Genomic DNA, 23,033 nt, shown 5'->3' with positions numbered 1-23,033 from the left:
GGGCGAGGGGATGGTTTGCTCCCTCACCTTAACCTTCTTCAATGGGTTACTCCCTCTCCCTTTCAGGGAGAGGGCCGGGGTGAGGGTTGCAGCGCTTGAAGCATCTCAAGGATCTTTTCTAACACTGCTTCTTCGTTATTCCACAGTTCGTTGTTCCAGAAGCGAATCACATGCCAGCCTTTGGCATTCAGCCAAATCGTCCTTTGGCGATCGTATTCCTGATTTTCATCGTGTTGTCCTCCATCCAGCTCAACGGCCAGCCGAGCCGCGCAGCAGGCGAAATCCAGAATGTAGTTACCTACCGGGTGCTGTCGGCGAAACTTATAATTTTCGAAACGGCGGCTGCGCAGTAAATACCAAAGCCGTCTCTCTTCCTGTGTCAGCTCGCGTCTGAGCTGCTTTGCGTATGAACGAATTATTTCCATCCCCACACTCTGCCAGCCTTTCCTTCAGCCGGCAGAGCGGGATGCAAAATCCTGATTCAGCTTTCAGGATCTTCGGCGAGGAACAGCTCGAGAAGGGAGTTTAAGAACAGCTTGCCGTGCTCGGTGATCTGCCAGTATTCATCACACTCGGTGAGATACCCCTGCACTAGCGCTTCGTCAATCTGCGGGCGGATCACCGTTTCCGGCAGTCCGGTGTAGAGAGAGAACTCCGCGCGCGGCGCGGCTTCCAGCAGGCGGAAGCGGTTCATAAAGAACTCAAACGGCTTATCCGCGGCCTCGACGTCGTGGCTGCGTTCCAGATAGCGCCCTTCCATATACCCGCGCGGGTGGCGCGTCTTGGCGGTGCGCAGAATGCGTCCGTCCGGGAAGGTCACCTTGCCGTGTGCGCCGCAGCCAATCCCCAGATAGTCGCCAAAGCGCCAGTAGTTCAGGTTGTGCTGACACTGGTAGCCCGGCTTCGCGTAGGCGGACGTTTCGTACTGCTGGTAGCCCGCCGCGGTCAGAAGCTGGTGGCCCTGCTCGAAGATATCCCACAGCGCGTCGTCGTCCGGCAGCACCGGCGGGCGCGAGCCAAACAGCGTGTTCGGCTCAATGGTCAGCTGATACCAGGACAGATGCGGCGGGTTCAGCGCAATCGCCTGGCGCAGGTCGTCCAGCGCCTCTTCCAGAGACTGGTCCGGCAGGCCGTGCATCAAATCCAGGTTAAAGCTGCGAAGACCCAGCCCCGTCGCCAGATTTGCCGCGCGCTTCGCCTCTTCCGGGCCGTGGATGCGACCCAGGCGCTTCAGCTTCGGCTCGCTAAAGCTCTGCACGCCGATGGAGATGCGGTTCACGCCCGCGCGCTGATAGTCGACAAAGCGATCGGCCTCAACGGTGCCGGGGTTGGCTTCCATCGTAATTTCAGCATCCGCTGCCAGGTTCAGGCGCGCACGCACGCCGTCCAGCAGCGTTTGCATCGCCGGGCCTGACAGCAGGCTCGGCGTACCGCCGCCGATAAAGATGGTCTTAACTTCACGTCCCTGTGCGTAAGGTACATCGGCGTCCAGGTCGGCCAGCAGATGCGCAACGTAGTCATCGTGCGGCACTTCGCCCTTCAGCGCGTGCGAGTTGAAATCGCAGTACGGGCATTTCTGCACGCACCACGGGATGTGAATATAGAGACTCAAAGGCGGCAAATTAGCCATTACGTAACGCTTCCAGTAACAGTTTCAGCGCGCGCCCGCGGTGGGAAATCGCGCTTTTTTCTTCGCGGGTCAGCTCCGCAGCGGTTTTGCCCTCGGTCGGGACAAAGAAAATCGGATCATAGCCAAAGCCGCCGCTGCCCGCCGCTTCGCGGGTAATCACGCCCGGCCAGCTGCCGTGGCAAACGATCGGCGTCGGATCTTCCGCGTGGCGCATGTAGACCAGCACGCAGTGAAACTGCGCGGTGCGCTGCTCGTCCGGCACGTCCTTCAGGGCAACCAGCAGCTTTTCAAGATTCTGCTGGTCGGTCGCGTCCTCGCCGGAATAGCGGGCGGAGTAAATACCCGGCGCGCCGCCGAGGTAATCTACGGCCAGGCCGGAGTCGTCAGCGATCGCGGGCAGGCCCGTGATCTGCGCGGCGTGGCGAGCCTTCAGGATCGCGTTTTCGATAAACGTCAGGCCCGTCTCTTCAGCGGAATCAACGCCAAGCTCGGTTTGCGCCACCACGTCCAGCCCAAAATCATTTAAAAGCGAGGCCAGCTCGCGCACTTTACCGGCGTTACCGGTAGCGAGAACAACGTTCTGCATGGGTTAGTCCTGTTCTGTCAGAGCCGCGACTTCCGTCGGGATTGCTTGCGGATTAAGGATTTTTACCTGTTTATGTCGCCCAAGATCGCCCTTTTCAATGATGACGTTGCTTTTGGCGACGCGAAACTGTTTTGCCAGATATTTGGTCAGGTGCGCATTGGCCTGGCCGTCCACCGGCGGGGCGGTAATGGCGACTTTTAGCTCGTCGCCATGCAGGCCAACAATGCTGTCGCGGCTGGCCTTCGGCTGAATATACAGCCGTAAAACCAGCCCGTCAGCGCAGGCGCTCACCGCACTCATAGCGCCATCCACAGCCCCGGCAGCAGCATGTCGCCCGTGGCCTGCAGCAGTTCGGCGATCCCCATGTTCGCCACGTACAGCAGCAGGACAAGGATCATCGGCGAGAAATCAATGCCGCCCATGGAAGGGAGCAGGTTACGGATCGGGCGCAGCAGCGGCTCGGCCAGCTGGATCAGCGCGTATTCCACCGGGCTACGGCCCTGGCTTACCCAGCTCATGATCGCCATCACCAGCAGCACCCAGAAGATCAGCAGCCCGACGGTTTTCACCAGAATGAGAACGGCGGCGATCCAGATGATCGGCTGGAAGGTGATGACCATAAACAGCACGATGGCCTTGATCACGCTAAGGATAAAGGCCACCAGCAGGGAGGAACTGTCGATGGGCCCCATCGCAGGAATAATGCGGCGCAGCGGCCCAACCACTGGCTGGGTAATTTTCACCACAAACTGCGAGAATGGGTTGTAAAAATCAACGCGGGCCCACTGCATCCAGACGCGCAGCAAAAGCGCCATCGTGTACAGTTCAATGACCGTTGAGAGCAGGAAAGTCAACGTCTTCATGGCGTTCCTCAGTTTTCCTTATTATTTGGAGTAGTCGCGCGCACCGAAAATTGCCGTACCGATGCGCACCATAGTGCTGCCTGCCGCGATGGCGGCGTCCATATCATCCGACATGCCCAGAGAAAGCGTGTCTACCGTTTGATAGCGCGCTTTAAGCGCCTCAAATGCTACAGCCATTTGCCGTGCCACGGCAAACTGCCTTTCATAACTTGACTCAGGTGCGGGGATGGCCATCAGCCCGCGCAGGGTTAGCTGCGGCAGCGCAGCCACCTCGGCGGCCAGCGCATCCAGCTCGTCAAGCGCAATGCCGGACTTGCTGTTTTCATCGCTGATGTTGATTTGAATCAGCACGTTAAGTGCAGGCATTGTTGCCGGGCGCTGTTCGTTCAAACGAGTGGCTATCTTCAGACGATCAATGGTGTGGCACCAGTCAAAATGCTCTGCCACCAGACGGCTTTTGTTCGACTGCAGCGGGCCAATAAAGTGCCACTCCAGATCGGTATTCTCCGTCTCACGAAAGTGCAGAATTTTATCCACGCCTTCCTGCACATAGTTTTCGCCAAACGCACGCTGCCCGGCGGCAATCGCTTCTGCGATAGCGCTCGCAGGCTTGGTTTTGCTGACTGCAAGTAACGTAATTTCTTCTGAAGCACGGCCGCAACGCGTTGCAGCGGCTGAGATTTTATCCCGGACCTGTGCCAGGTTATGCGCAATGTCGTTCATTTCAGAGGATGATCGTATGGTTTTGGAAGAAATGGTGGCGCTTAGTGTAAAGCATAACGTCTCCGATCTACACCTGTGCAGTGATTCGCCGCCGCGCTGGCGCAGGCTCGGCAGGCTTGAACCCGCGCCGTTTCCGCCTCCCGACGTTGAGGCGTTATTAAAAAACTGGCTTAACGACGAGCAGCAGGGGGCCTGGTGGGCGAACGGGCAGGTCGATTTTTCGGTCATGCTTGCCAACCTTCAGCGCCTGCGCGGCAGCGCGTTTAAGCACATGAAGGGAGCGTCGGTGGCGTTGCGCCTGCTGCCGCTGGCCTGCCCGCAGCTTTCATCGCTTGGCGCACCGCGGGCGCTGCCCGAGCTGCTATCCAGCGAGAGCGGGCTGATTTTAGTCACTGGAGCGACCGGCAGCGGGAAGTCCACCACGCTTGCCGCGATGGTCGATTTTCTCAACCACCACACCGACGGGCATATCCTGACGCTGGAAGATCCGGTCGAGTTTGTTTATCAGAGCGAGCGCTGCCTCATCCAGCAGAGGGAGGTGGGGCAGCACGCGCCTTCCTTCTCTGACGCCCTGCGCGGCGCGCTGCGTGAAGATCCGGACGTGATTTTACTCGGCGAACTGCGCGACAGCGAAACCATACGCCTGGCCCTCACGGCGGCGGAAACCGGACATCTGGTGCTGGCGACCCTGCACACGCGGGGCGCGGCGCAGGCGGTTGAGCGTCTGGTGGATACCTTTCCCGCCGAGGAAAAAGATCCCGTGCGTCATCAGCTTGCAGGAAGCCTCCGCGCGGTGCTGGCGCAAAAGCTGCTTCCGGACGTGCAGGGCGGACGAGTGGGGATTTTTGAGCTGCTGATCAATACCTCAGCGGTTGCGAATCTCATCCGCGAAGGAAAGACGCACCAGCTGCCCGGCGTGATTCAGACCGGACTGCAGGTGGGAATGCAGAATTTTGAGCAAAGCCTTGCCGAGCGCCGCGCGCAGGGGCGGATATCGCGCGGTCAGTAGCCCTGCTCGAAATAGCTTTCGAGAATGATCACCGCTGAGGCGGAATCCACGCTGCCCTTGTTGAGCGCGCGGAAACCACCGTGCTCAAACAGCCCGGCGCGGGCTTCAACGGTGCTCAGGCGCTCATCGTGCAGCTTCACCACCGAACCAAAGCGGCCGTGGATCTTGTTGGCAAACTTACGGGCGCGTGCGGTGAGCGGCTGTTCGGTGCCGTCCATGTTAAGCGGAAGGCCGACGATTACCTCATCGGGCTGCCACTCTTTCAGCAGACGTTCGATCAGCGACCAGTCGGGCGTGCCGTCCTGCGCTTTTATCGCCGTCAGCGGACGCGCGGTGCCGGTAATGCGCTGGCCGATGGCAACGCCGATGCTTTTGGTGCCGAAATCAAAGGCGAGGAGGGTTCCGCTCATTATGCGTGTCCCGCCACGCCGGGCATGGTCAGGATATCGATGCCAATCAGCTTCGCCGCGTCGCGCCAGCGATCGGCGATAGGCGTTTTAAACAGGATGTTCATATCTGCGGGGGCCGTCAGCCAGGCGTTATCCAGAATTTCCTGCTCAAGCTGGCCCTTTTCCCATGAGGAATAGCCCAGGGCAACCAGCACTTCGGAAGGCTGTTCCGCGGTGCCCAGCGTTTCCAGCACGTCCCGGGAGGTGGTAATCACGGTGTTATCAGAGATGCGAATGCTTGAAGAAAAGACCGGCGGCGTATGCAGGATAAAACCACGATCTTCTGCGAGTGGCCCGCCCAGCATCACCGGTTTATCAAGACGGATCTCCGGTAAACGCGCGTCCGCCGTGATTTTCAGCTTATCCAGAATCCCTTCTACCTGAAGGTTTTCCAGCGGCTTATTGATGATAATCCCCATCGCGCCATCTTCGTTGTACTCACAAATATAAACGACCGCGCGGCGGAAAATAGGGTCCTGGAGTGCAGGCATGGCAATAAGAAAGTGATGCTGTAAATTCATTGTCAGAGGGTCTGTTTCCTGGTTTAAAAAGCGACAGCGTCCAGTATGCTGAGAAACGGCAACGCTGTCACTCTTTGGTGGGTTACTTCTGTATCCGTTTTTCGATGGCGTCCATCAGCATGCCGGTGATTGACACCGGAAACTCCGCTTCGATTTCGCGGATGCAGGTTGGGCTGGTGACGTTTACTTCCGTCAGGCGGTCGCCGATGATGTCCAGCCCGACGAAGATAAGCCCTTTGGCCTTCAGGGTTGGGCCCACGCGGCGGGCAATTTCCCAGTCGCTTTCGCTCAGCGGACGCGGCTCGCCGCGGCCACCGGCGGCCAGATTGCCGCGGGTTTCACCGCCCTGCGGAATACGCGCCAGGCAGTAAGGTACCGGCTCGCCGTCGACGATCAGCACGCGCTTGTCGCCGTCCTTAATCGCGGGAAGGTAGTTCTGCGCCATGCAGTAGCGCGTCTCCAGCTCGGTAAGCGTTTCGGCAATCACGCCAATGTTCGGGTCGCCCTCTTTCACGCGGAAAATCGACGCGCCGCCCATGCCGTCCAGCGGCTTCATGATGATGTCGCCGTGCTTCTGCCAGAAGGCTTTCAGCTGCGCTTTGCTGCGGGTCACCAGCGTTTCCGGCGTCAGGTCGGAGAACCAGGCGGTGTAGAGCTTCTCGTTACAGTCGCGCAGGCTTTGCGGCTTGTTGACGATCAGCGTCCCTTTCTCTTCGGCGCGCTCGAGGATGTAGGTGCAGTAAATATACTCGGTGTCGAACGGCGGATCTTTACGCATCAGGATGACGTTAAGATCGGCGAGGGCAATATCCTGCTCGCTGCCGAATTCGTACCATTTGTCGACGTTCTGCTCGACGTTAACGATGCGGGTACGCGCGCGGGCTTCACCGTTGATCAGGTAGAGATCGTTCATCTCCATGTAGTGAAGCTCATAGCCGCGACGCTGCGCTTCAAGCAGCATAGCGAAGCTGGAGTCTTTCTTGATGTTAATCTTTGCGATGGGGTCCATCACGATGCCGAGCTTGATCATGTTCTTCTCCATTTATGCTTCAACCCAGATCGCCAAACCGCACCTGTAGCGCGGTGATGGCGGTGAGCGCCGTTGTCTCAGTGCGCAGAACGCGAGGTCCCAACAGGATATCAGTAAACTGGTAGCGTGCGGTCATCGCAATTTCGTCAGCCGAGAGGCCGCCTTCCGGGCCTATCAGCAGGCGCACGCGCTCAACGGGCAGCGGCAGCGTATTGATGCTGGCGCTGGCGCGCGGGTGAAGGTTCAGCTTCAGGCCGCTTTCCTCCTCTGCGCACCAGTCCTCCAGATCCATCGCCGGGCGGATCTCCGGAATACGGTTGCGGCCGCTCTGTTCACAGGCAGCGATGGCAATTTTCTGCCACTGCTGGATCTTTTTGTTCAGACGTTCTGCATCCAGTTTAACGCCGCAGCGCTCGGAAAAAAGTGGCGTAATGAGGCTTACGCCCAGCTCGATGGATTTCTGAATGGTGAACTCCATCTTTTCGCCGCGCGACATCACCTGGCCCAGGTGGATATGCAGCGGGGATTCGCGGTCATCCACCTCGGCCCGCATGACGTTAACGTGAACGCTTTTTTTATCGGCGCGCGTGATTTCCGCGTCGAACACCTGGTTGGAGCCGTCGAAGAGCTGGATCGCCTGGCCTGCGCCCATGCGCAGCACGCGGCCCACGTGGTTGGCGGCGTCATCAGACAGGGCGATTTCACGGCCTGCGGTAATCAGTTCAGGATGGTAGATGCGGGGAATGCGCATAGTCAGAAATTCCGTGTCTTGTGCGGTATAGATCGATTGCCGCTAGTGTAGGTTAGCTCTTTTGCGCCTGGCAAGCCCGCTGGACGTACGGGTTGTGATTGCCCTGAACTCTGGCGATGCGTTCATCGCGCTGGCATTCCCACTCCGTTACCGGATATTGCTTGTCCCAGGCGTTGAACAGCTGCGTCTGCTGGCGGGAAAGATTCAGATCGTAACGGTCGCGCATATAGAAGTAGGTGCGGGCGATGCTGCCGCGCGCGCGGGCAGGGGGCTCGGCCACTTTTTCTTTAAAATCGACCTTCATGGCGCACTGGCCGTACTGCCCATCGCCGCCGTTCCACTGGCTGTACATAAAGTTGCCGCGGTCGCCGTTCACCTCGCCCACCGCGGGCTGCAGGTTGTGCATATCGCTTTCCATCTGGCGGTAGACCGGATCTTTCGAGCAGTTCTTGCGTCCGCCGTCCTGCCAGCACTGGCGCTGGTGGCCAAACTGCCAGGCCGGAACAACGTGTTCCCATTCGATGCGGCCCGCGCGGTTTTCGTTTTTACGCACCTTATAGCCGCAGGATTCGAGATCCACGACGCCTTTTTTGCCCTGCCAGTTAATTTTGCAGCCGCAGTAGAAATCGCCCGGCACGTCGGCGTTGACCTTAACGCCGGCCGCCTTGGCCTGGGAAAAGCTGTTGATACCGTCGGCCAGCGCGTGGCCAGAGAGTGCCGTCGTCAGAAACGCAACGGCGAGAGAGAAATTACGGGACATCTTAGACTCCGTGTCAAAACGAGCCCGCAACGTAGCGAATGTTGTTCTTGTATGCAATCAGCCAGATCAGGAAAGTTCCTGAACGTTCTAATGATTATTCCGCGACCAGCGGTTCGCCGCATTTCACGCAGCGGTAGGTCGCTTCCCCACGCACCACGCGATTGTGGCGACGAACGGTAAGCTGGTGCTGCTGGCACTGGCAGCGGTAGGGAAAAGTATTACGGCGCACCGACTCAAGCTCGAACTGGTGTGTACGGCGCGCCGGAACGCCCAGCACTGCCTCCATCATCCATTTCCACTCTTTGCCGTGCGGCGCCACGCGGCCAAAGTGCTTCCACACCAGAAGGTGCGCCAGCTCGTGCGGCACAACCTCATCGATAAACGCCTGCTGGTTTTCCATCATCAGCACCGGGTTCAGGCGGATCTCATAGGATTCCAGCCAGGCGGTGCCCGCGGCCGTTCCGCGCTGCTGATAGACAAGCTTAGGTTCGGGGTAATTGCGGCCAAGCTTGAGGTTCGCCTGGGCGAGTTTTTCCCGCAGGCTGCGCATAACGGCGAGCTGGATGGCGATGGGGAGACGGGGAGCTTTCATAGGGGCAGAGCATAAAGCGCGGAGCGGGGAGGCGCAAGAGGCACCTCCCCGGACGGAAGATTAGTCGTGTGCGCCGATTTCGCGCAGCGGGCGACCTTTCATCAGGTTACGTTCAATATGTTCCAGAGAGACGTGTTTGGTTTCAGGCACCAGCCACAGGGTCAGCACGATGAAGAACACGTTCAGACCGGAATAGACCCAGAAGGTATTCGCGTTGCCCAGGGTGTTGAGCATGGTCAGGAACGTTGCGCCGACGATCATGTTGGCGATCCAGTTGGTCGCGGTGGAGCAGGTGATGCCGAAGTCGCGCCCTTTCAGCGGCTGGATCTCGGAGCACAGCACCCAGATCAGCGGTCCGGCGCTCATCGCAAAACCGATGATGAACATCAGCAGCATGGCCACGGCGACGTACTGCGCGGTTGGGGAGTGAATGCCCATGTGCATCATGGTGCCGAGGACGCCCATACCCACCGCCATCACCAGGAACCCCAGCGTCAGGGTTGGCTTACGGCCCCAGCGGTCCACCAGGCCGATGGCAATGAAGGTCGCCAGCACGTTGGTCAGGCCAACGATAACGGTGCCCCACATCTGCTCGGTGGTGTTGGTGTAGCCCGCCAGCTCGAAGATTTTTGGCGCGTAGTACATGATGACGTTCATCCCGGTGAACTGCTGCATCACCTGGAGCAGCACGCCGAGGAATACCGCGCGGCGGAAGTTGCTGTTTTCCTTAAACAGCGCCCAGCCGGACTGTTTGACCTTCAGGCTTTCGCGGATCTCTTCCAGCTCGTTTTTAGCCTCTGCGCTGGTATCGCGCAGGCGAAGCAGCACGCGCTCGGCATCGTGGAAGCGGCGCTTGGCGGCGAACCAGCGCGGGCTGTCCGGCAGGAAGAAGACGCCGATCAGCAGCAGAATGGCCGGGATAATAATCACGCCAAGCATCCAGCGCCATGCGCCGCTGTAGCTGAACGCGGTGTCGGACAGGTAGGCGCCGAGAATACCGATGGTGATCATCAGCTGGTACATGGAGATCATGCTGCCGCGAATTTTTTCTGGCGCGATCTCAGACAGATAAAGCGGCGCGGTATAGGACGCGACGCCCACCGCCAGGCCCAGCAGCACGCGGGAGATAATCAGCACTTCCACGTTCGGCGCGGCGGCGGAGAAGAGCGAGCCGGCGACGAACAGGATCGCCCCGATCATCAGGCTTTTCTTACGCCCGAGCTTGAAGGAGAGCCATCCGCTGCCCACGGCGCCCACGGCGGCACCGAACATCATTGAGCTTACGACCCATTCCTGCGTGTGTGCGCTGATCTGGAATTCGTCGGTGATGAAGGGTAATGCACCGGCAATAACGCCGATATCCAGGCCAAAGAGTAATCCTGCCAGGGCTGCGAGGAAGCAGACGAAAAAGGTCATCGTCTTATTGGACGTGCGCCCCTGTTTTTTATTGTCAGGCATTATGCCCTCCAGTTGGGTTATCAGTTTTGTCGATGTTAAGGGTAGGTGAGCAGCGCGTAAAAATATGTGAGACAAATCACAATGGTGTAATCGGTTACACTGCGCATGCATCGTAAAAATAATTAAAGCTTTGAAAATATAGAGGGAATTTCATTGATGCGCATCGCGTTTGCGCATAATTCAGACTTAACTGAAATGAAATGTAACAGCAGAAGAAAGGCGATCGGACAAAGGGATTATTCTGAAAGCGCGAGTTATTTGGCATGGTGTAAGCGGTTTCAACGAGGGCTACCTGCCGCCACCCGACATAAAAAAGGCCAGCACAAAGGCTGGCCTGTTTAACGCTGTTAGTCGATTACTTCAGACCGGCAGCTTCACGCAGCAGGGCGGCTTTGTCGGTTTTTTCCCATGGGAAATGTTCGCGACCAAAGTGACCGTACGCGGCGGTTTCTTTGTAGATCGGGTGCAGCAGGTCCAGCATCTGAATCAGGCCGTATGGGCGCAGGTCGAAGAACTCGCGCACCAGCAGGGTCAGCTGTTCAGAAGGCACTTTCTCGGTGCCGAAGGTTTCCACCATGATGGAGGTTGGCTCAGCCACGCCGATCGCGTAGGAAACCTGAATTTCACAGCGGTCGGCCAGGCCTGCGGCAACGATGTTTTTCGCCACATAACGCGCGGCGTACGCGGCAGAACGGTCCACTTTCGACGGATCTTTACCGGAGAACGCGCCGCCACCGTGACGCGCCATGCCGCCGTAGGTATCAACGATAATTTTACGACCGGTCAGGCCGCAGTCGCCCATTGGGCCGCCGATAACAAAGCGTCCGGTTGGGTTGATGAAGAATTTTGTCGCGCTGTTCAGCCACTCGGTTGGCAGAACCGGCTTGATGATCTCTTCCATCACCGCTTCCTGCAGGGATTTCTGGTCGATATCCTCTGCGTGCTGGGTGGACAGAACGACCGCATCAATGCCGACGATTTTGCCGTCGTCGTACTGGAAGGTGACCTGGCTTTTCGCATCCGGGCGCAGCCACGGCAGGGTGCCGTTTTTACGCACTTCAGCCTGACGCTGCACCAGACGGTGTGCGTAGGTGACAGGCGCTGGCATCAGCACGTCGGTTTCGTTGGTGGCATAGCCGAACATCAGGCCCTGGTCGCCCGCGCCCTGTTCCAGCGGATCGGCGCGGTCAACGCCCTGGTTGATGTCCGGAGATTGCTTGCCAATTGCGCTCAGCACCGCGCAGGAGTTGGCATCAAAGCCCATATCGGAATGCACATAGCCGATTTCACGCACCGTGTTACGGGTGATCTCTTCGATATCAACCCAAGCGCTGGTGGTGATCTCACCGCCAACCAGAACCATGCCGGTTTTGACATAGGTTTCACACGCTACGCGCGCTTTAGGATCCTGTTCAAGGATCGCATCCAGCACGGCATCGGAGATTTGGTCAGCAATTTTATCAGGATGTCCTTCTGATACGGACTCGGATGTAAACAGGTGTTTTGCCATGTTTTATTTTACCTAATAGGAATTTGGTTAGCTCGAACTGCTGTCTTGAATAGCCGTAGAAGATAATTCTACCAAGGCCTGAAGGTTAATGACACTGGCAGTCTGAGTGTTAATCAGTATAGATGGATTAACATCTGGACGGCTATTTTAGGTCACTTCTTAGACCGATTTCCAGTTTTTTTTGACTCAGCTCTCACTGTGCTAAAACCAATGCTGGAAATATTTCCTGACGCTGCTGGCAACACGCGCATTTTTATTTTGCTTTTTAGCGGCCTTCTCGGTATAAAACGCGGCGCGCGGCTTCTAAAAAAAAGCGCTCGATGACCTCATCGTGTTGCCACTTCCAGCCGGGTTAAGCAGTGAACTCTTAGCTTTGGCTTGTGGTCCGTTTCAGCAGAAGCGGCCGTGGAGGTGATACGAGATAATGAACCATCGTTTTCCGCTAATTCAGCGCAGCCGTTCTGGCGCGCATTTGATTCCCGCAACCCGCATTTCTAGTCTGCAAACCTGCCGATGTTATACCCATCTCGGCGCTTCTCAGGATTCCAGGGCCGGTCACGCTTTGTGAAAACTGAACAAGGGCGCTCTTGTTAATACAAGAGTTATCTCGTGGTTTCGCCGAACCTTGCCATACACAGTTCGGATACGTGTTTTACAATGATATGAATAAGAAACCGGTCGCACGGTCTGGATTTCAGCATACTCTGCTGGGAAATGGGGCCGTTTATGGGTTGTTATCGCCGTATAACGCTGCGATAGTAGTCAACTGTTTTACACTTAATACAACGAGTTGAGGTTCGCTATGTCTGACGACATGTCTTCCGTTTCGCCTTCGTCAGCGGGCGAACAGGGTGTACTACGTTCCATGCAGGAGGTTGCGATGAGCTCCCAGGAAGCCAGCAAAATGCTGCGCACTTACAATATTGCCTGGTGGGGCAATAACTACTACGACGTCAACGAGCTGGGCCACATCAGCGTGTGCCCGGACCCGGACGTCCCTGACGCGCGCGTGGATCTCGCTAAACTGGTGAAAGCCCGCGAAGCGCAGGGCCAGCGTTTGCCTGCACTGTTCTGCTTCCCGCAGATCCTGCAACACCGCCTGCGTTCGATTAACGCCGCGTTCAAGCGCGCGCGCGAATCCTACGGCTATAAAGGCGACTACTTCCTGGTGTACCCGATCAAGGTAAACCAGCACCGCCGCGTCATCGAATCCCTGATCCACTCCGGCGAGCCGCTGGGCCTGGAAGCCGGGTCTAAAGCCGAGCTGATGGCCGTACTGGCGCACGCGGGCATGACCCGTTCGGTGATCGTCTGTAACGGCTATAAGGACCGCGAATACATTCGCCTGGCGCTGATCGGCGAGAAGATGGGCCACAAGGTCTATCTGGTGATCGAAAAGATGACCGAGATCGCCATCGTGCTGGAAGAGGCCGAGCGTCTGAACGTGGTGCCGCGCCTCGGCGTGCGTGCGCGTTTGGCGTCGCAGGGTTCCGGTAAATGGCAGTCCTCCGGCGGCGAAAAATCCAAGTTCGGCCTCGCGGCGAACCAGGTGCTGCAGCTGGTGGAAATTCTGCGCGAGCGCGGTCGTCTGGACAGCATTCAGCTGCTGCACTTCCACCTCGGCTCGCAGATGGCCAACATTCGCGATATCGCCACCGGCGTGCGCGAGTCGGCGCGTTTCTACGTTGAGCTGCACAAGCTTGGCGTTAACATTCAGTGCTTCGACGTCGGCGGCGGCCTGGGCGTGGACTATGAGGGCACGCGCTCGCAGTCCGATTGCTCCGTTAACTACGGCCTGAACGAATACGCCAACAACATTATCTGGGCCATCGGCGACGCCTGCGAAGAGCACGGCCTGCCGCACCCGACGGTGATTACCGAGTCCGGCCGCGCGGTGACCGCGCACCACACCGTGCTCGTGTCCAATATTATCGGCGTTGAGCGCAGCGAAACCACCGAAGCGACGCCTCCGGCAGACGATGCGCCTCGCTCCCTGCAAAGCATGTGGGAAACCTGGCAGGAGATGCACGAGCCGGGCACGCGCCGCTCCCTGCGCGAGTGGCTGCACGACAGCCAGATGGATCTGCACGATATTCACGTCGGCTATTCCTCAGGCACCTTTAGCCTGCAGGAGCGCGCGTGGGCCGAGCAGCTTTATCTGAACATGTGCCACGAGGTGCAAAAGCAGCTCGATCCGAGCAACCGCGCGCACCGTCCGATTATCGACGAGCTGCAGGAACGCATGGCGGATAAGATTTACGTCAACTTCTCGCTGTTCCAGTCGATGCCGGATGCCTGGGGTATCGACCAGCTGTTCCCGGTTCTGCCGCTGGAAGGGCTGAACCACGCGCCGGAGCGCCGTGCCGTACTGCTGGACATCACCTGCGATTCCGACGGCGCTATCGACCACTACGTGGACGGCGACGGTATTGCAACGACGATGCCAATGCCAGAATACGATCCGGAGAACCCGCCGATGCTGGGCTTCTTTATGGTCGGTGCGTACCAGGAGATCCTCGGCAACATGCATAACCTGTTCGGGGATACCGAAGCGGTTGACGTGTTTGTCTTCCCTGACGGCAGCGTAGAGGTAGAGCTTTCTGATGAAGGGGATACCGTCGCGGATATGCTTGAGTACGTTCAGCTCGATCCGGGCAAGCTGTTAACCCAGTTCCGCGATCAGGTGAAAAACACCGGCCTGGACGATGCGCTGCAGCAGCAGTTCCTCGAGGAGTTTGAGGCGGGGCTGTACGGATACACCTATCTCGAAGACGAATAACGCTTTCGCGTACTGAATAAGAAAAGGGTCTGACCGCGGTCAGACCCTTTTTTTTACTTCCGCAACGCCTGCCGGAACGGCAGACGTTTCGGTTCAGGGCCTAGCTGAACGCGCTTTCATGGAACTCAATAGTGACGGCAGCGTAGATGTTAATCGGCATTTCCTGCATCAGTGGTTTCCACTGAACGGGCTGATTCATCGCGCTGTTCATATTACCGTTCCACGTTTTGTGCTCAGGCGTTTTCGGCATGTCCATGCCGGTCTGGCCGGTGGATGAGCCCGGAGAAAGCTTCACGTCGGTGCCGTTGGCGCTGCTGGACGGCGCCACGCCGTTTGTCATGTCGCCGTTCCACTGCTTGTGCTCAGGCGTTTTCGGCATGTCCATGCCGGTCTGGCCGGTGGATGAGCCCGGAGACAGCTTCACGTCGGTGCCGTTGGCGCTGCTGGACGGCGTTACGCCGTGGGTCATGTCGCCGTTCCACTGCTTGTGTTTTGGCGTCTTCGGTGCATCCATCCCGGTTTTGCCGGTCGCGGAACCTGGCGACAGCGTTGGGTAGTTGGTATCCGGTACCGCCCACTTTTTCACTGGCTTCGTATCAGGTTTAGTCACCAGGGTAGTGGTTGATTTCGGCGTCAGAGTCTGAGACTGAGACGGCGTAACCTTCGGTACCTCAACGCTTTTCGCGGTTTCAGTACTGACAGTTTCTGTCTTCACCGTGCTGGCCGCTTCTGCTTTAGGCTTCAGGGTTTGCGCCTGAGATGGCGTCACTTTCGGCACATCAACGCTTCTCGCGGTCTCAGTGCTGACGGTGTCAACCTTCAGCGTTCTCGCCGATTCGGTCTGGATCTGCGTTGCACCACAGCCCTTCTTGCAGCCGCCGTTGCCCGAATGGTGATCGTCCGGGGTATCGACGTCTGGCGTTGACGGGGTATCAACATCGGCATCACTCGATTTCTTACGCAGACCAGGATCGGCCAGCGTGAAGGAGATGTTGTTGCCCGCTTCTTTCTCATCCCGCGTTACGGCTGACTGCGCCTCTTTGTCGGTATTCACGTTCCCGTTAACCGACTTGCTGGTGGTTTCACCCACGGCAATCGTCGACTTCTGGGTTTCGTTAAAGTGGATCTCGTCCACGGTATCAACATAGATGTTCGCGGAAGGCGTGCCGCCCGATTTGCCCGGCGTGCCGCCAATACCGATGCCGCCACCGCCGTATACGCCGTCCTGCTCGATGCGATCGTCGAGCGTTTTCGCGTTGATATCGCCGCCGACGTTCACAGAACCGGTGCCGTTTTCAGACACGAGGTGCGCACCCGTCATGTTCAGGTCGCCGCCCGTGGTGACGTCAAGGCTGTTCGTGATATTGATGCCGGACTGTTTCGCCGTCTGGGCGCCGTCATGGCTTTCCGAACCGCCGCCGCCGTTTGCGGCGAAGCTTGGCGTCACCCCAGCGGAGGAGATCCCCACGCCAACGGAAGCGCCCCAGTTGGCGCGATCGGCCTCGGAGTAGTCAATGTCCTGAACGGACTTAACGTTCATGTCTCCCGCCACGTCTACCTTTGCGGTGTCAGCCGTGATGTTTGCGCCGGTCATGTTCAGGTCGCCGCCGCTGTTAATCTTCACGGTGGAGGCGTTCATTGCGCTGTTGGTATGGCTAACGGTATCCGCTTTCGCGTGGTCGATGCTGCCGCTGTAATCCACAGACACGCCGCCGCTCACGCCCGTCAGATCCATACCGACGCCTGCAGTAATCCCCGCGCTGTGCGTTTCGGTTGAAGAGGCGGTGGCGGTTGTCGCTTTTGCGGCGTTCATTGACACGTCGCCGCCCGCGTTGATGTCAACGCTGTTCGCATTGATCTCAACGCCGTTAAGCGTGGTGTCTTTCCTGGTGTTGATGGAAAGATTACCCGCGTTGACGTTGGTGATGTTTTCCGCCGTGGCGGTTTTCGTTTCCGTGGTTTTCTGCGTTTTGCCGCCGATGGTGACGGAGCCGCCGGCCAGGTCATTGAGCAGGATGTTGGAGGCATCACCCATCACTTCCAGGGTTGTCATTCCGCCGTTGACGCTTTGGCCTTCTTTGGATTTTTCGATCAGGTTGCCAACCTTATCCGCACTGTCGACCAGCGTGCTGTGCGCTTCGCCGGAGACGCCAATGAAGGTTTCCTTACGGCTGCTTTCCGTTTTGGATTCATCAACGTATTTTGTGCTGGCAACGTCTTCAGCGGTCAGGCTGAGATCATTACCCGCCTTCAGGTCGGCACCGCCAATATCCACCGTTTTACCTGCTTCAATCTTGCCGGAATCGCCAAAGTTAAGCGCTGCGTTGGTATTGGTCTTTTCGTTCGTGGTTTTGGTATCGGTGATGGTTTCCATACCGAAACGGAACGACGCCGTGTCGCCGGTTGGGGCTTTGCCAGGCTTAGCGCCAATCGCAGAGGTTGCGGACTGAGAGCCCGGGCTGACGTATTCGCCGGAATCCACTTTGGTAAACGTGTTTTTATTTTTGCCGTATTCGGCCGTCACGGTCTTACCGCCGCCGCTGGCGCTTGCATCGGCAACAAACTGGCGGGAGGTGGTGGTCTCTTCGGTGAACGCCACGTCTTCGGAGGTCTTCAGCGTCACGTTGTTGCCCGCTTTGATCTCACCGGTGTTTGCGTTATAGGTGCCGCCTTCCAGGGTGACGTCGTTGCTGGCGTTAATGGTCAGATTGCCTGCGGCCCTGACGTTAGCGCCAACGGCTTCAGCACTCTCGGTTTGCTTATCGACGGAGATATAGCTCCCGGCGCCGGTCAGCGTGGTATCAATGGAGTGAGAGGCGTCAATCTCATGGAGGTCGTTGAAGGTGACGTTACCCTCGGTTGCCTTCAGGGTGATGTCCTAGCCTGCATTAATATCGGAAGCGTTGGAGGTGATATTTTTCGCTTCCATCGTGACGTTCTGGCTCGCGACCACGCCGTCGTTGAAGGCGTGATAAGTTTGCTTGCCGCTCTCTTCACGGCCCACGCTGGCGGTCATGACGATGTCGCCATTGGCCGCAGAAAGATTCACATCTTTACCCGCAGCGATCTGCGCGCCGTTGTTATTAATATCGGCATAGGTCGCAGTGATAGAAACATCGCCGCCCGCCTTGATACCCGCGTTCATCCCGTTGCTGACGTTGTTGAGACCTTCCACCGACGTTACGGAAATATCGCCTTTCGCCGACATGGACCCGTTCACGTTGTTGACGAAGCCCGCGTCAATGTTCATGTCGTTACCCGCGTGCAGGGTCGCGGTGCCGCCGTTAACATCGCCCGATTTTATCTGGGCCTGCGTTTGCTGGCTCAGGTAAACCACCGGAACCATCACGTCCACGCCGTTCAGGTTTTGCGTCACAAACCAGACGATGTCCCGATCGAGATTTTCACGCTGCTCGGCGGTTAATGCCTCGCCCACGGTGAGGCCCAGCCCGCTGTCTTTTGCTGCTTCACCCGCGTTCTCCATCAGGCGTTTGACCAGCGCATCCCCCTCCAGGCCGTCACGGATGGCAAAGAAGCTGCCGACGGAATTGCTGATCTCGCGGCGGATCAGCTCAGAGATAAAGTAGTTATCACCGATAACGTTGATCGGCGCTTCTGGCGTGTAATCAACCTCGTCGAAGAAGTCATCCGCGCCGGTATACTGGCTTTGGTCGATCATTTCCGGACGGGTTTCGAACACCGGAATGAGGTTGTTTGACGGGAGGGCGTATTCGGTTCCGTTCTTTTTCGCATCCTGCGCTTTTTTGAAATCCTCAGAGACTTCAAACATGCCCGGCAGGCTGGTCATATCCTTGATGGACGGCAGCGGGCTAATCCCCATGGACAGCTCATCGATGGTTTTGGTATTGACGTTAATGTCATAGCCTGCCACCACGGAGTCTACGCTGTAATCGCCCACGTCGATATCTTTCACGTCGGCACGGGTGTTCACGATGCCCGCGCGTGCAATACCGTTATCCAGAAGCCCGTCTGAATGGTTGAAGTTGCGGCCCGCGGTGATTTCGCCTTTTTCCAGAGGAACAAAGTAAATCATGTTGCTTTTCAGCGGGGCATAGTCTTCCTTCGAGAGATTGCTCCAGGTTTTGACCAGGTCACCCCGCGTGCTGGTGTTCCAGGTTTCGCCGAAAATCTTGATCATCGTGCTGTTCAGCAGCGGGGATTCATTGGCGGTATTCAGCAGCGAATTGAAGAAATAGCCTTTATCCGCAGGCTCTTTACCCGTAACGGATGCGGCGGTACCAAAGCCGAACATAAAGTCCAGGTACTGGTAAAGTGAGTCAAATTTCCATGTGGTGTAGTGATCAATCGCCACGCGCCAGTAGTAGGTGATGGTGATCGGTTCATCGAGCGGGATCGTCAGGTAGTCGTAAAGCGATTCAGAGACGTATTTCGGGGTGTTGAGCACGTCCCCCTTAATGTTGATATCGTTTCCTGCCTGAATCAGGCCGCCGAGGTTTTGCAGCGACTTTTGATCGTAAATATTACGCTGGTTAATGTTGATGTCGCCGCCGGCGCTAATTTCCGCAAGCTTATCCAGCGCGATATCGGACGTTTGGCCAACCATGTGCATCACGGTGGAAATATCGACCTTGGTCGTGACGTTTTCAATCGTTTTCCAGTGGCCTACCGAGTCCTGGGTGAGCGTGTCGGAAATGCCGCCGCCGGTGTAGGTGCTCTGGTTTTTAATCAGCTCAGCATCGAGATTGATATTTTTTTCTGAACGAATAAGGCCCGCGTAGTTCCAGATGGTTTTGGCAATAATCGACATATCGCCCATGCTCAGCACGTTGCCGCCGATGCTGTTATAGAACATGTTGTTGCGCGCTTGCAGGTCCATTTTACCCAGCGCCCACATCAGGGAGCTGCGGTTGTTGGTGATGCTGTTCGCAGAGACGTTTAAATCCCCCCCGGTCACTATGGACTGGTTGTTAACGAACGCTTTATCCGCGTTAACGTTAAGCGTACCAATCGCTTCCACCTGCGTGTTGTTGGTGAAGTTCCCGTGCGTGGTCAGGTTCAGCTGATTACCCGCGTGAATACTGCTGTTTTTCCCATCCAGGGTCAGATCGTCGTCCACGTCCAGCGCCAGGGTATGGCCTGCCTCGAGGTGGCCTTCAATGTTGTTCAGGCTTCCTACATCCAACGTCAGCTTATTGTCTGCGATAACGCTGGCATCGGTGGTGTTTTCCAGATGCTTGGCGCTAAGGTTGACGTTGTAACCCGCAATCAGGGAGCCGTCGAGGTTGCGCAGCGTGCCGTCTTGCAGGTTGACGGTAGTGCCGTTGCTGCCAAAAAGCACGGAGCCATCGAGGTTGTCCAGCCTGTTGGCCACGTTCAGCGTCAGGTTGCTGTCGGTTGAAACGATGTTGGCCTTTTCTGCGTTGGTCACGTTTTGGGCGTTAATCGAGACATCGCCCGCGGCGACGAGGGTCGAATAATCGACTCTGCCAGCGCTGGTAGCTGCGCTTCCGCTGTTATTCAGCGTATCGGCCGTAATGCTCAGCGCGCCGTCAACGGCCTGAATCACGCCGCCTGCGGTGTTAACCACGATGCCAATCGCGTTCAGCACGGTGTTCATACCGGCAGAGATAACGGCCTGGTCGGCGTTGCGCAGCGTTTCGATATCGTTAATCGTCAGGCTGCGCATGGCGCTCAGCACGTGATCGCTGCCCTGGTTGATCAGGTTGCGAATGTTGCGAACGATCAGGTCCGTACCGCTCTGGATCACGCCCTCGTTTTTCAGCGTATCCCCGTGGCTAAGGGTAACGGTTTTGTTACCCACAATCGCGGACTGGTTGTTCAGCGTATTTACGCCGTCCAGCGTCATATCACCGCTGGCAAGAATTGCCGACTCGGACGTGTTGTTCAGGGTGTTGACATCGGAGACGCTCAGCGTGCCGCCCGCCTGGATAACCGAGGAGGCGGTGTTGTTCAGCGTACCCATGCGGGACAGCGAGGCGTCATTTTTGCTGACGAGGGTCGCTGCGTTGCTGTTATTGAGCTTATCGATAACGGACAGGGTTAACGCGCCAGCGGCGTTGATCAGCGCACCGTTGCTGTTGTTCAGCGTGTCGATGTTGGACAGCAGCATATTCTCGCTGGAGTACAGCGTGCCGCCGTTGGTGTTGGTCAACGTACCGATGTCGCCCAGCGACAGGTTTGCAGCCTGAATGGTTGCATTATCGTTGGTGAGCGACGTTAAGCCAGAAAGACTCAAATCCCCGGTGGTCAGCAGTACGGCATCACCCGTGTTGGCAAGCGATGCCAGCCCTTCAGCAACAAGGGATTTGCCCTGGATCCAGCCTGCGCCTTCATTCACTACATCCAGCTTGCCGCTGCCCTTCACCGTCAGGCTGCCGTCAGAGAGGATGTTCCCGCCCTGGGTATTGACGAGCGTTTTGCTCACATCCAGCGTCATGTCGCCAGGGGCGCTCAGCATACCGGCATTGTTCAGCTCTGACGATTTAACCTTAACGTTTTGTTTGGCCTTCACCGCGCCGCGGTTGTCGAGCTTGCCTTTTGCTACGGTCACATCAACATTGCGCGCCTGAATTTGACCGTCATTTTTTACGAGAGCGCCCCTGCTGGTGACGGCAACGTCGTTCTGATTGCTGACGAGAGTACCGCTGTTATTGATTGCGCCGTCGGCGTCCAGTTCGATAAGCCCATCTTCGCTGCTGATGGTACCGCTGTTGGTCACGTCGCCGGAGGTTGCGATCTGCAGAGAACCGTTAGAGACGCCAATATTGCCCTTGTTGTTCAGCGCGCTTGCACGCATTACCAGCTGTTTATCGGCAAAAATACGGCCGCTATTATCGAGGCTACCGACCGTCAGCGTCTGCTGTTCAGTCGCATACAGGATGCCGTTATTTTTGAGCGAGCCGGAGGCAATAACTATATTCCCCGTTGCGCTAACCGAGCCGGTATTTTCAAAGCCGTCTTTGAGGTTTACCTGAAGCGTGCCTTTTTTCGCCAGAATGACGCCTTCGCTGTTGTTTACGCTGCCCGCGGCGATCTGGATATCCCCACCGTGGCTGACCAGCTCGGTGTCTGAAATAATCGTGCTGAAAGCGACTTCCTTACCGTCAACCAGCACGACGAAATCGCCTTTTTTCAGCGTAACGACACCGTTTTTGATCGCGTTGCCGCTGGCGTCCAGCGCTTTTAATTTTCCAGAGAGGGTATAGCTGCCTTCAACGTTAATCTGAATCGCCGGGATGCTGGTAGTTTTGCTATTTTCAGCGATCAGCGCCGCGGCATTCTGCAACAAGCTGCTGGCATCAATACGAATAGTGCCGTTGCGGGAAATCACATCGTTGCTGATGTTAACGCCCGACAGCGCGCGAATCACAATATTATTTTTTGCTTCGGTACCGCTGGCAGCGGCTTTTGCGAGGGTGACGTTTTTACCGGACAGGTTAAGGTCATTACCGCTTTTCAGCGCGGTAAGGCTGACGTCGCCTTCAGCGCTGATGTCAATGTCGCTGCTGGCAATAATACTGCCTGCATGGCGCACGCCAGCGCCGCTTTCGGTGCTGATCAGCTGAATTTTGCCACCGTACATTGAGCCGAGCGCGCTGCCGTCGATCGCCACCGCAGGGGCTGTGCCGTCGCCCTTGCTGCGAACGGTATGGCTACGATCCGAAAGATTATAGTCGTTCTTACCTGCCACCACTTTCAGGTCAGCTGCGCCTGCAATTTCTCCTTCCAGCACGGCGCTACGGCTAACAATATCGAAGTAGCTCAGGCCTTCGGTAGAGATGCCCTGGCCAGTGACGGTCACATTGCCCTTTTCAACGGCCAGCCTGTAGCTGCCGTCTTTGTTTTCTTGTACCTTACCGGTGCTCAGCGTCAGGCTGTTGGCGTTGACGGTGGTTGCCCCGTTAACGGAAATCCCGTTTTGGTTGGCAATAATGACGTCGGCTTTTTTGCCAAAGACTTCCATGGTGCCGTTGATATAGGACGCGCGCGCCCCCGTCACTTCACTGATAATCGCGCTGGCTTCCTGCTGCAGCTGGGCGTTTTTAATGGCATAGCCGCCAATCCTGGTCACGCCGTCGTTCTTGCTGTTGTTAAACACCATGCCCTGTTTATCAACGTCGAACTGCGTAAATTTGTTGAGCGACGCGCCCTTAGCGTTCGGGTTGGCGATGTTAACCATCGGCGTGCCGTTTGCCGTCTGCCCCATGGATGGACCGTTTTTCTGGCTGGCATCCGGGGTGATGGCCGCTTCAGCGGTCCCTGATAATATTCCTGCTAATGACAAATACAGCGGGCATAAATGCTTATGCAAGGTCCCCGCCGTTATTTTTCCTTTTGATGCGCTGTTATTTTTCATTATCAATCCTTAA

Annotated in this window: 19 protein-coding genes and 1 pseudogene; 4 read left to right on the top strand and 16 right to left on the bottom strand. The window is 57.1% G+C overall.

The features are described from left to right. Positions 1 to 62 precede the first annotated feature (62 nt). The 6 genes from DBY73_RS03660 to DBY73_RS03635 are packed head-to-tail and all read right to left on the bottom strand — an operon-like array spanning position 63 to position 3,802. Positions 63 to 425, bottom strand: coding sequence for an endonuclease domain-containing protein (locus DBY73_RS03660; protein WP_112009848.1), 363 nt, complete (start codon positions 423 to 425; stop codon positions 63 to 65). A 56-nt stretch (positions 426 to 481) separates the two neighbouring features. Continuing rightward, positions 482 to 1,630: a radical SAM family heme chaperone HemW gene (hemW, locus tag DBY73_RS03655; protein ID WP_112009847.1), complete on the bottom strand. Its 1,149-nt coding sequence runs from the start codon at positions 1,628 to 1,630 to the stop codon at positions 482 to 484. After that, positions 1,623 to 2,216 carry an XTP/dITP diphosphatase gene (locus DBY73_RS03650; RefSeq protein ID WP_112009846.1) on the bottom strand — a complete coding sequence of 198 codons (594 nt, stop codon included), beginning with the start codon at positions 2,214 to 2,216 and terminating at the stop codon, positions 1,623 to 1,625. The genes hemW and DBY73_RS03650 overlap by 8 nt, the downstream gene beginning before the upstream one ends. Positions 2,217 to 2,219: 3 nt before the next feature. Further along, a complete protein-coding gene (gene yggU, locus DBY73_RS03645) occupies positions 2,220 to 2,516 on the bottom strand; it encodes a DUF167 family protein YggU (RefSeq protein ID WP_112009845.1) in 297 nt (98 codons plus the stop codon). Continuing rightward, positions 2,513 to 3,079, bottom strand: coding sequence for a YggT family protein (locus DBY73_RS03640; RefSeq protein WP_112009844.1), 567 nt, complete (start codon positions 3,077 to 3,079; stop codon positions 2,513 to 2,515). Before DBY73_RS03640 ends, yggU begins: the two co-directional genes overlap by 4 nt. A 21-nt stretch (positions 3,080 to 3,100) precedes the next feature. Next, on the bottom strand, positions 3,101 to 3,802 hold the full coding sequence (locus DBY73_RS03635) for a YggS family pyridoxal phosphate-dependent enzyme (RefSeq protein ID WP_112009843.1): 702 nt from the start codon (positions 3,800 to 3,802) through the stop codon (positions 3,101 to 3,103). 16 nt (positions 3,803 to 3,818) lie between these two features. On the opposite strand from DBY73_RS03635, the gene DBY73_RS03630 reads away from it, so the two are divergent. Further along, on the top strand, positions 3,819 to 4,811 hold the full coding sequence (locus DBY73_RS03630; protein ID WP_112009884.1) for a type IV pilus twitching motility protein PilT: 993 nt from the start codon (positions 3,819 to 3,821) through the stop codon (positions 4,809 to 4,811). On the opposite strand, the gene ruvX is transcribed toward DBY73_RS03630, so the two are convergent. From ruvX to metK, 8 genes are all read right to left on the bottom strand, one after another. Continuing rightward, positions 4,805 to 5,221 (bottom strand): Holliday junction resolvase RuvX, encoded by a 417-nt coding sequence (gene ruvX, locus DBY73_RS03625; RefSeq protein WP_112009842.1) that lies wholly within the window; start codon positions 5,219 to 5,221, stop codon positions 4,805 to 4,807. The genes DBY73_RS03630 and ruvX overlap by 7 nt on opposite strands. Next, positions 5,221 to 5,781 carry a YqgE/AlgH family protein gene (locus DBY73_RS03620; RefSeq protein ID WP_112009841.1) on the bottom strand — a complete coding sequence of 187 codons (561 nt, stop codon included), beginning with the start codon at positions 5,779 to 5,781 and terminating at the stop codon, positions 5,221 to 5,223. Before DBY73_RS03620 ends, ruvX begins: the two co-directional genes overlap by 1 nt. An 82-nt stretch (positions 5,782 to 5,863) precedes the next feature. Beyond that, positions 5,864 to 6,811 (bottom strand): glutathione synthase, encoded by a 948-nt coding sequence (gene gshB, locus DBY73_RS03615; RefSeq protein WP_112009840.1) that lies wholly within the window; start codon positions 6,809 to 6,811, stop codon positions 5,864 to 5,866. Positions 6,812 to 6,830: 19 nt separating this feature from the next. After that, on the bottom strand, positions 6,831 to 7,562 hold the full coding sequence (gene rsmE, locus DBY73_RS03610) for a 16S rRNA (uracil(1498)-N(3))-methyltransferase (protein WP_112009839.1): 732 nt from the start codon (positions 7,560 to 7,562) through the stop codon (positions 6,831 to 6,833). Between the two features lie 52 nt (positions 7,563 to 7,614). Continuing rightward, the gene (endA, locus tag DBY73_RS03605) at positions 7,615 to 8,322 is read right to left on the bottom strand and encodes a deoxyribonuclease I (RefSeq protein WP_112009838.1); all 708 of its coding nucleotides are present in this window, start codon (positions 8,320 to 8,322) and stop codon (positions 7,615 to 7,617) included. A gap of 94 nt (positions 8,323 to 8,416) precedes the next feature. Continuing rightward, a complete protein-coding gene (locus DBY73_RS03600; RefSeq protein WP_112009837.1) occupies positions 8,417 to 8,914 on the bottom strand; it encodes a SprT family zinc-dependent metalloprotease in 498 nt (165 codons plus the stop codon). Between the two features lie 60 nt (positions 8,915 to 8,974). Beyond that, positions 8,975 to 10,372: a galactose/proton symporter gene (gene galP, locus DBY73_RS03595; protein WP_112009836.1), complete on the bottom strand. Its 1,398-nt coding sequence runs from the start codon at positions 10,370 to 10,372 to the stop codon at positions 8,975 to 8,977. Positions 10,373 to 10,727: 355 nt separating this feature from the next. Further along, positions 10,728 to 11,882, bottom strand: coding sequence for a methionine adenosyltransferase (metK, locus tag DBY73_RS03590; protein ID WP_100683424.1), 1,155 nt, complete (start codon positions 11,880 to 11,882; stop codon positions 10,728 to 10,730). A 478-nt stretch (positions 11,883 to 12,360) separates the two neighbouring features. Between metK and DBY73_RS22370 the strand changes: the two are divergent. The 3 genes and pseudogenes from DBY73_RS22370 to speA form a co-directional block, all read left to right on the top strand. Continuing rightward, a pseudogene (locus DBY73_RS22370) lies at positions 12,361 to 12,450 on the top strand (hypothetical protein); the annotation flags it as partial. A gap of 94 nt (positions 12,451 to 12,544) precedes the next feature. Next, positions 12,545 to 12,676: an acid stress response protein YqgB gene (yqgB, locus tag DBY73_RS03580; RefSeq protein WP_146745738.1), complete on the top strand. Its 132-nt coding sequence runs from the start codon at positions 12,545 to 12,547 to the stop codon at positions 12,674 to 12,676. Between the two features lie 8 nt (positions 12,677 to 12,684). After that, a complete protein-coding gene (gene speA / locus DBY73_RS03575) occupies positions 12,685 to 14,661 on the top strand; it encodes a biosynthetic arginine decarboxylase (protein WP_112009834.1) in 1,977 nt (658 codons plus the stop codon). A gap of 100 nt (positions 14,662 to 14,761) precedes the next feature. Here speA and DBY73_RS22270 read toward each other — a convergent pair whose 3' ends face one another. Further along, positions 14,762 to 17,434, bottom strand: coding sequence for a hemagglutinin repeat-containing protein (locus tag DBY73_RS22270; protein ID WP_258458361.1), 2,673 nt, complete (start codon positions 17,432 to 17,434; stop codon positions 14,762 to 14,764). A gap of 105 nt (positions 17,435 to 17,539) precedes the next feature. Then, positions 17,540 to 23,020 carry a filamentous hemagglutinin N-terminal domain-containing protein gene (locus tag DBY73_RS03570; RefSeq protein ID WP_258458358.1) on the bottom strand — a complete coding sequence of 1,827 codons (5,481 nt, stop codon included), beginning with the start codon at positions 23,018 to 23,020 and terminating at the stop codon, positions 17,540 to 17,542. Between the last annotated feature and the right edge of the window lie 13 nt (positions 23,021 to 23,033).

The organism is Enterobacter sp. RIT418, assembly GCF_003057745.1.
GTDB lineage: Bacteria > Pseudomonadota > Gammaproteobacteria > Enterobacterales > Enterobacteriaceae > Enterobacter.
Note: the sequence above shows the minus strand (reverse complement) of the source record. Positions and strands in the feature narration are given on the sequence as shown.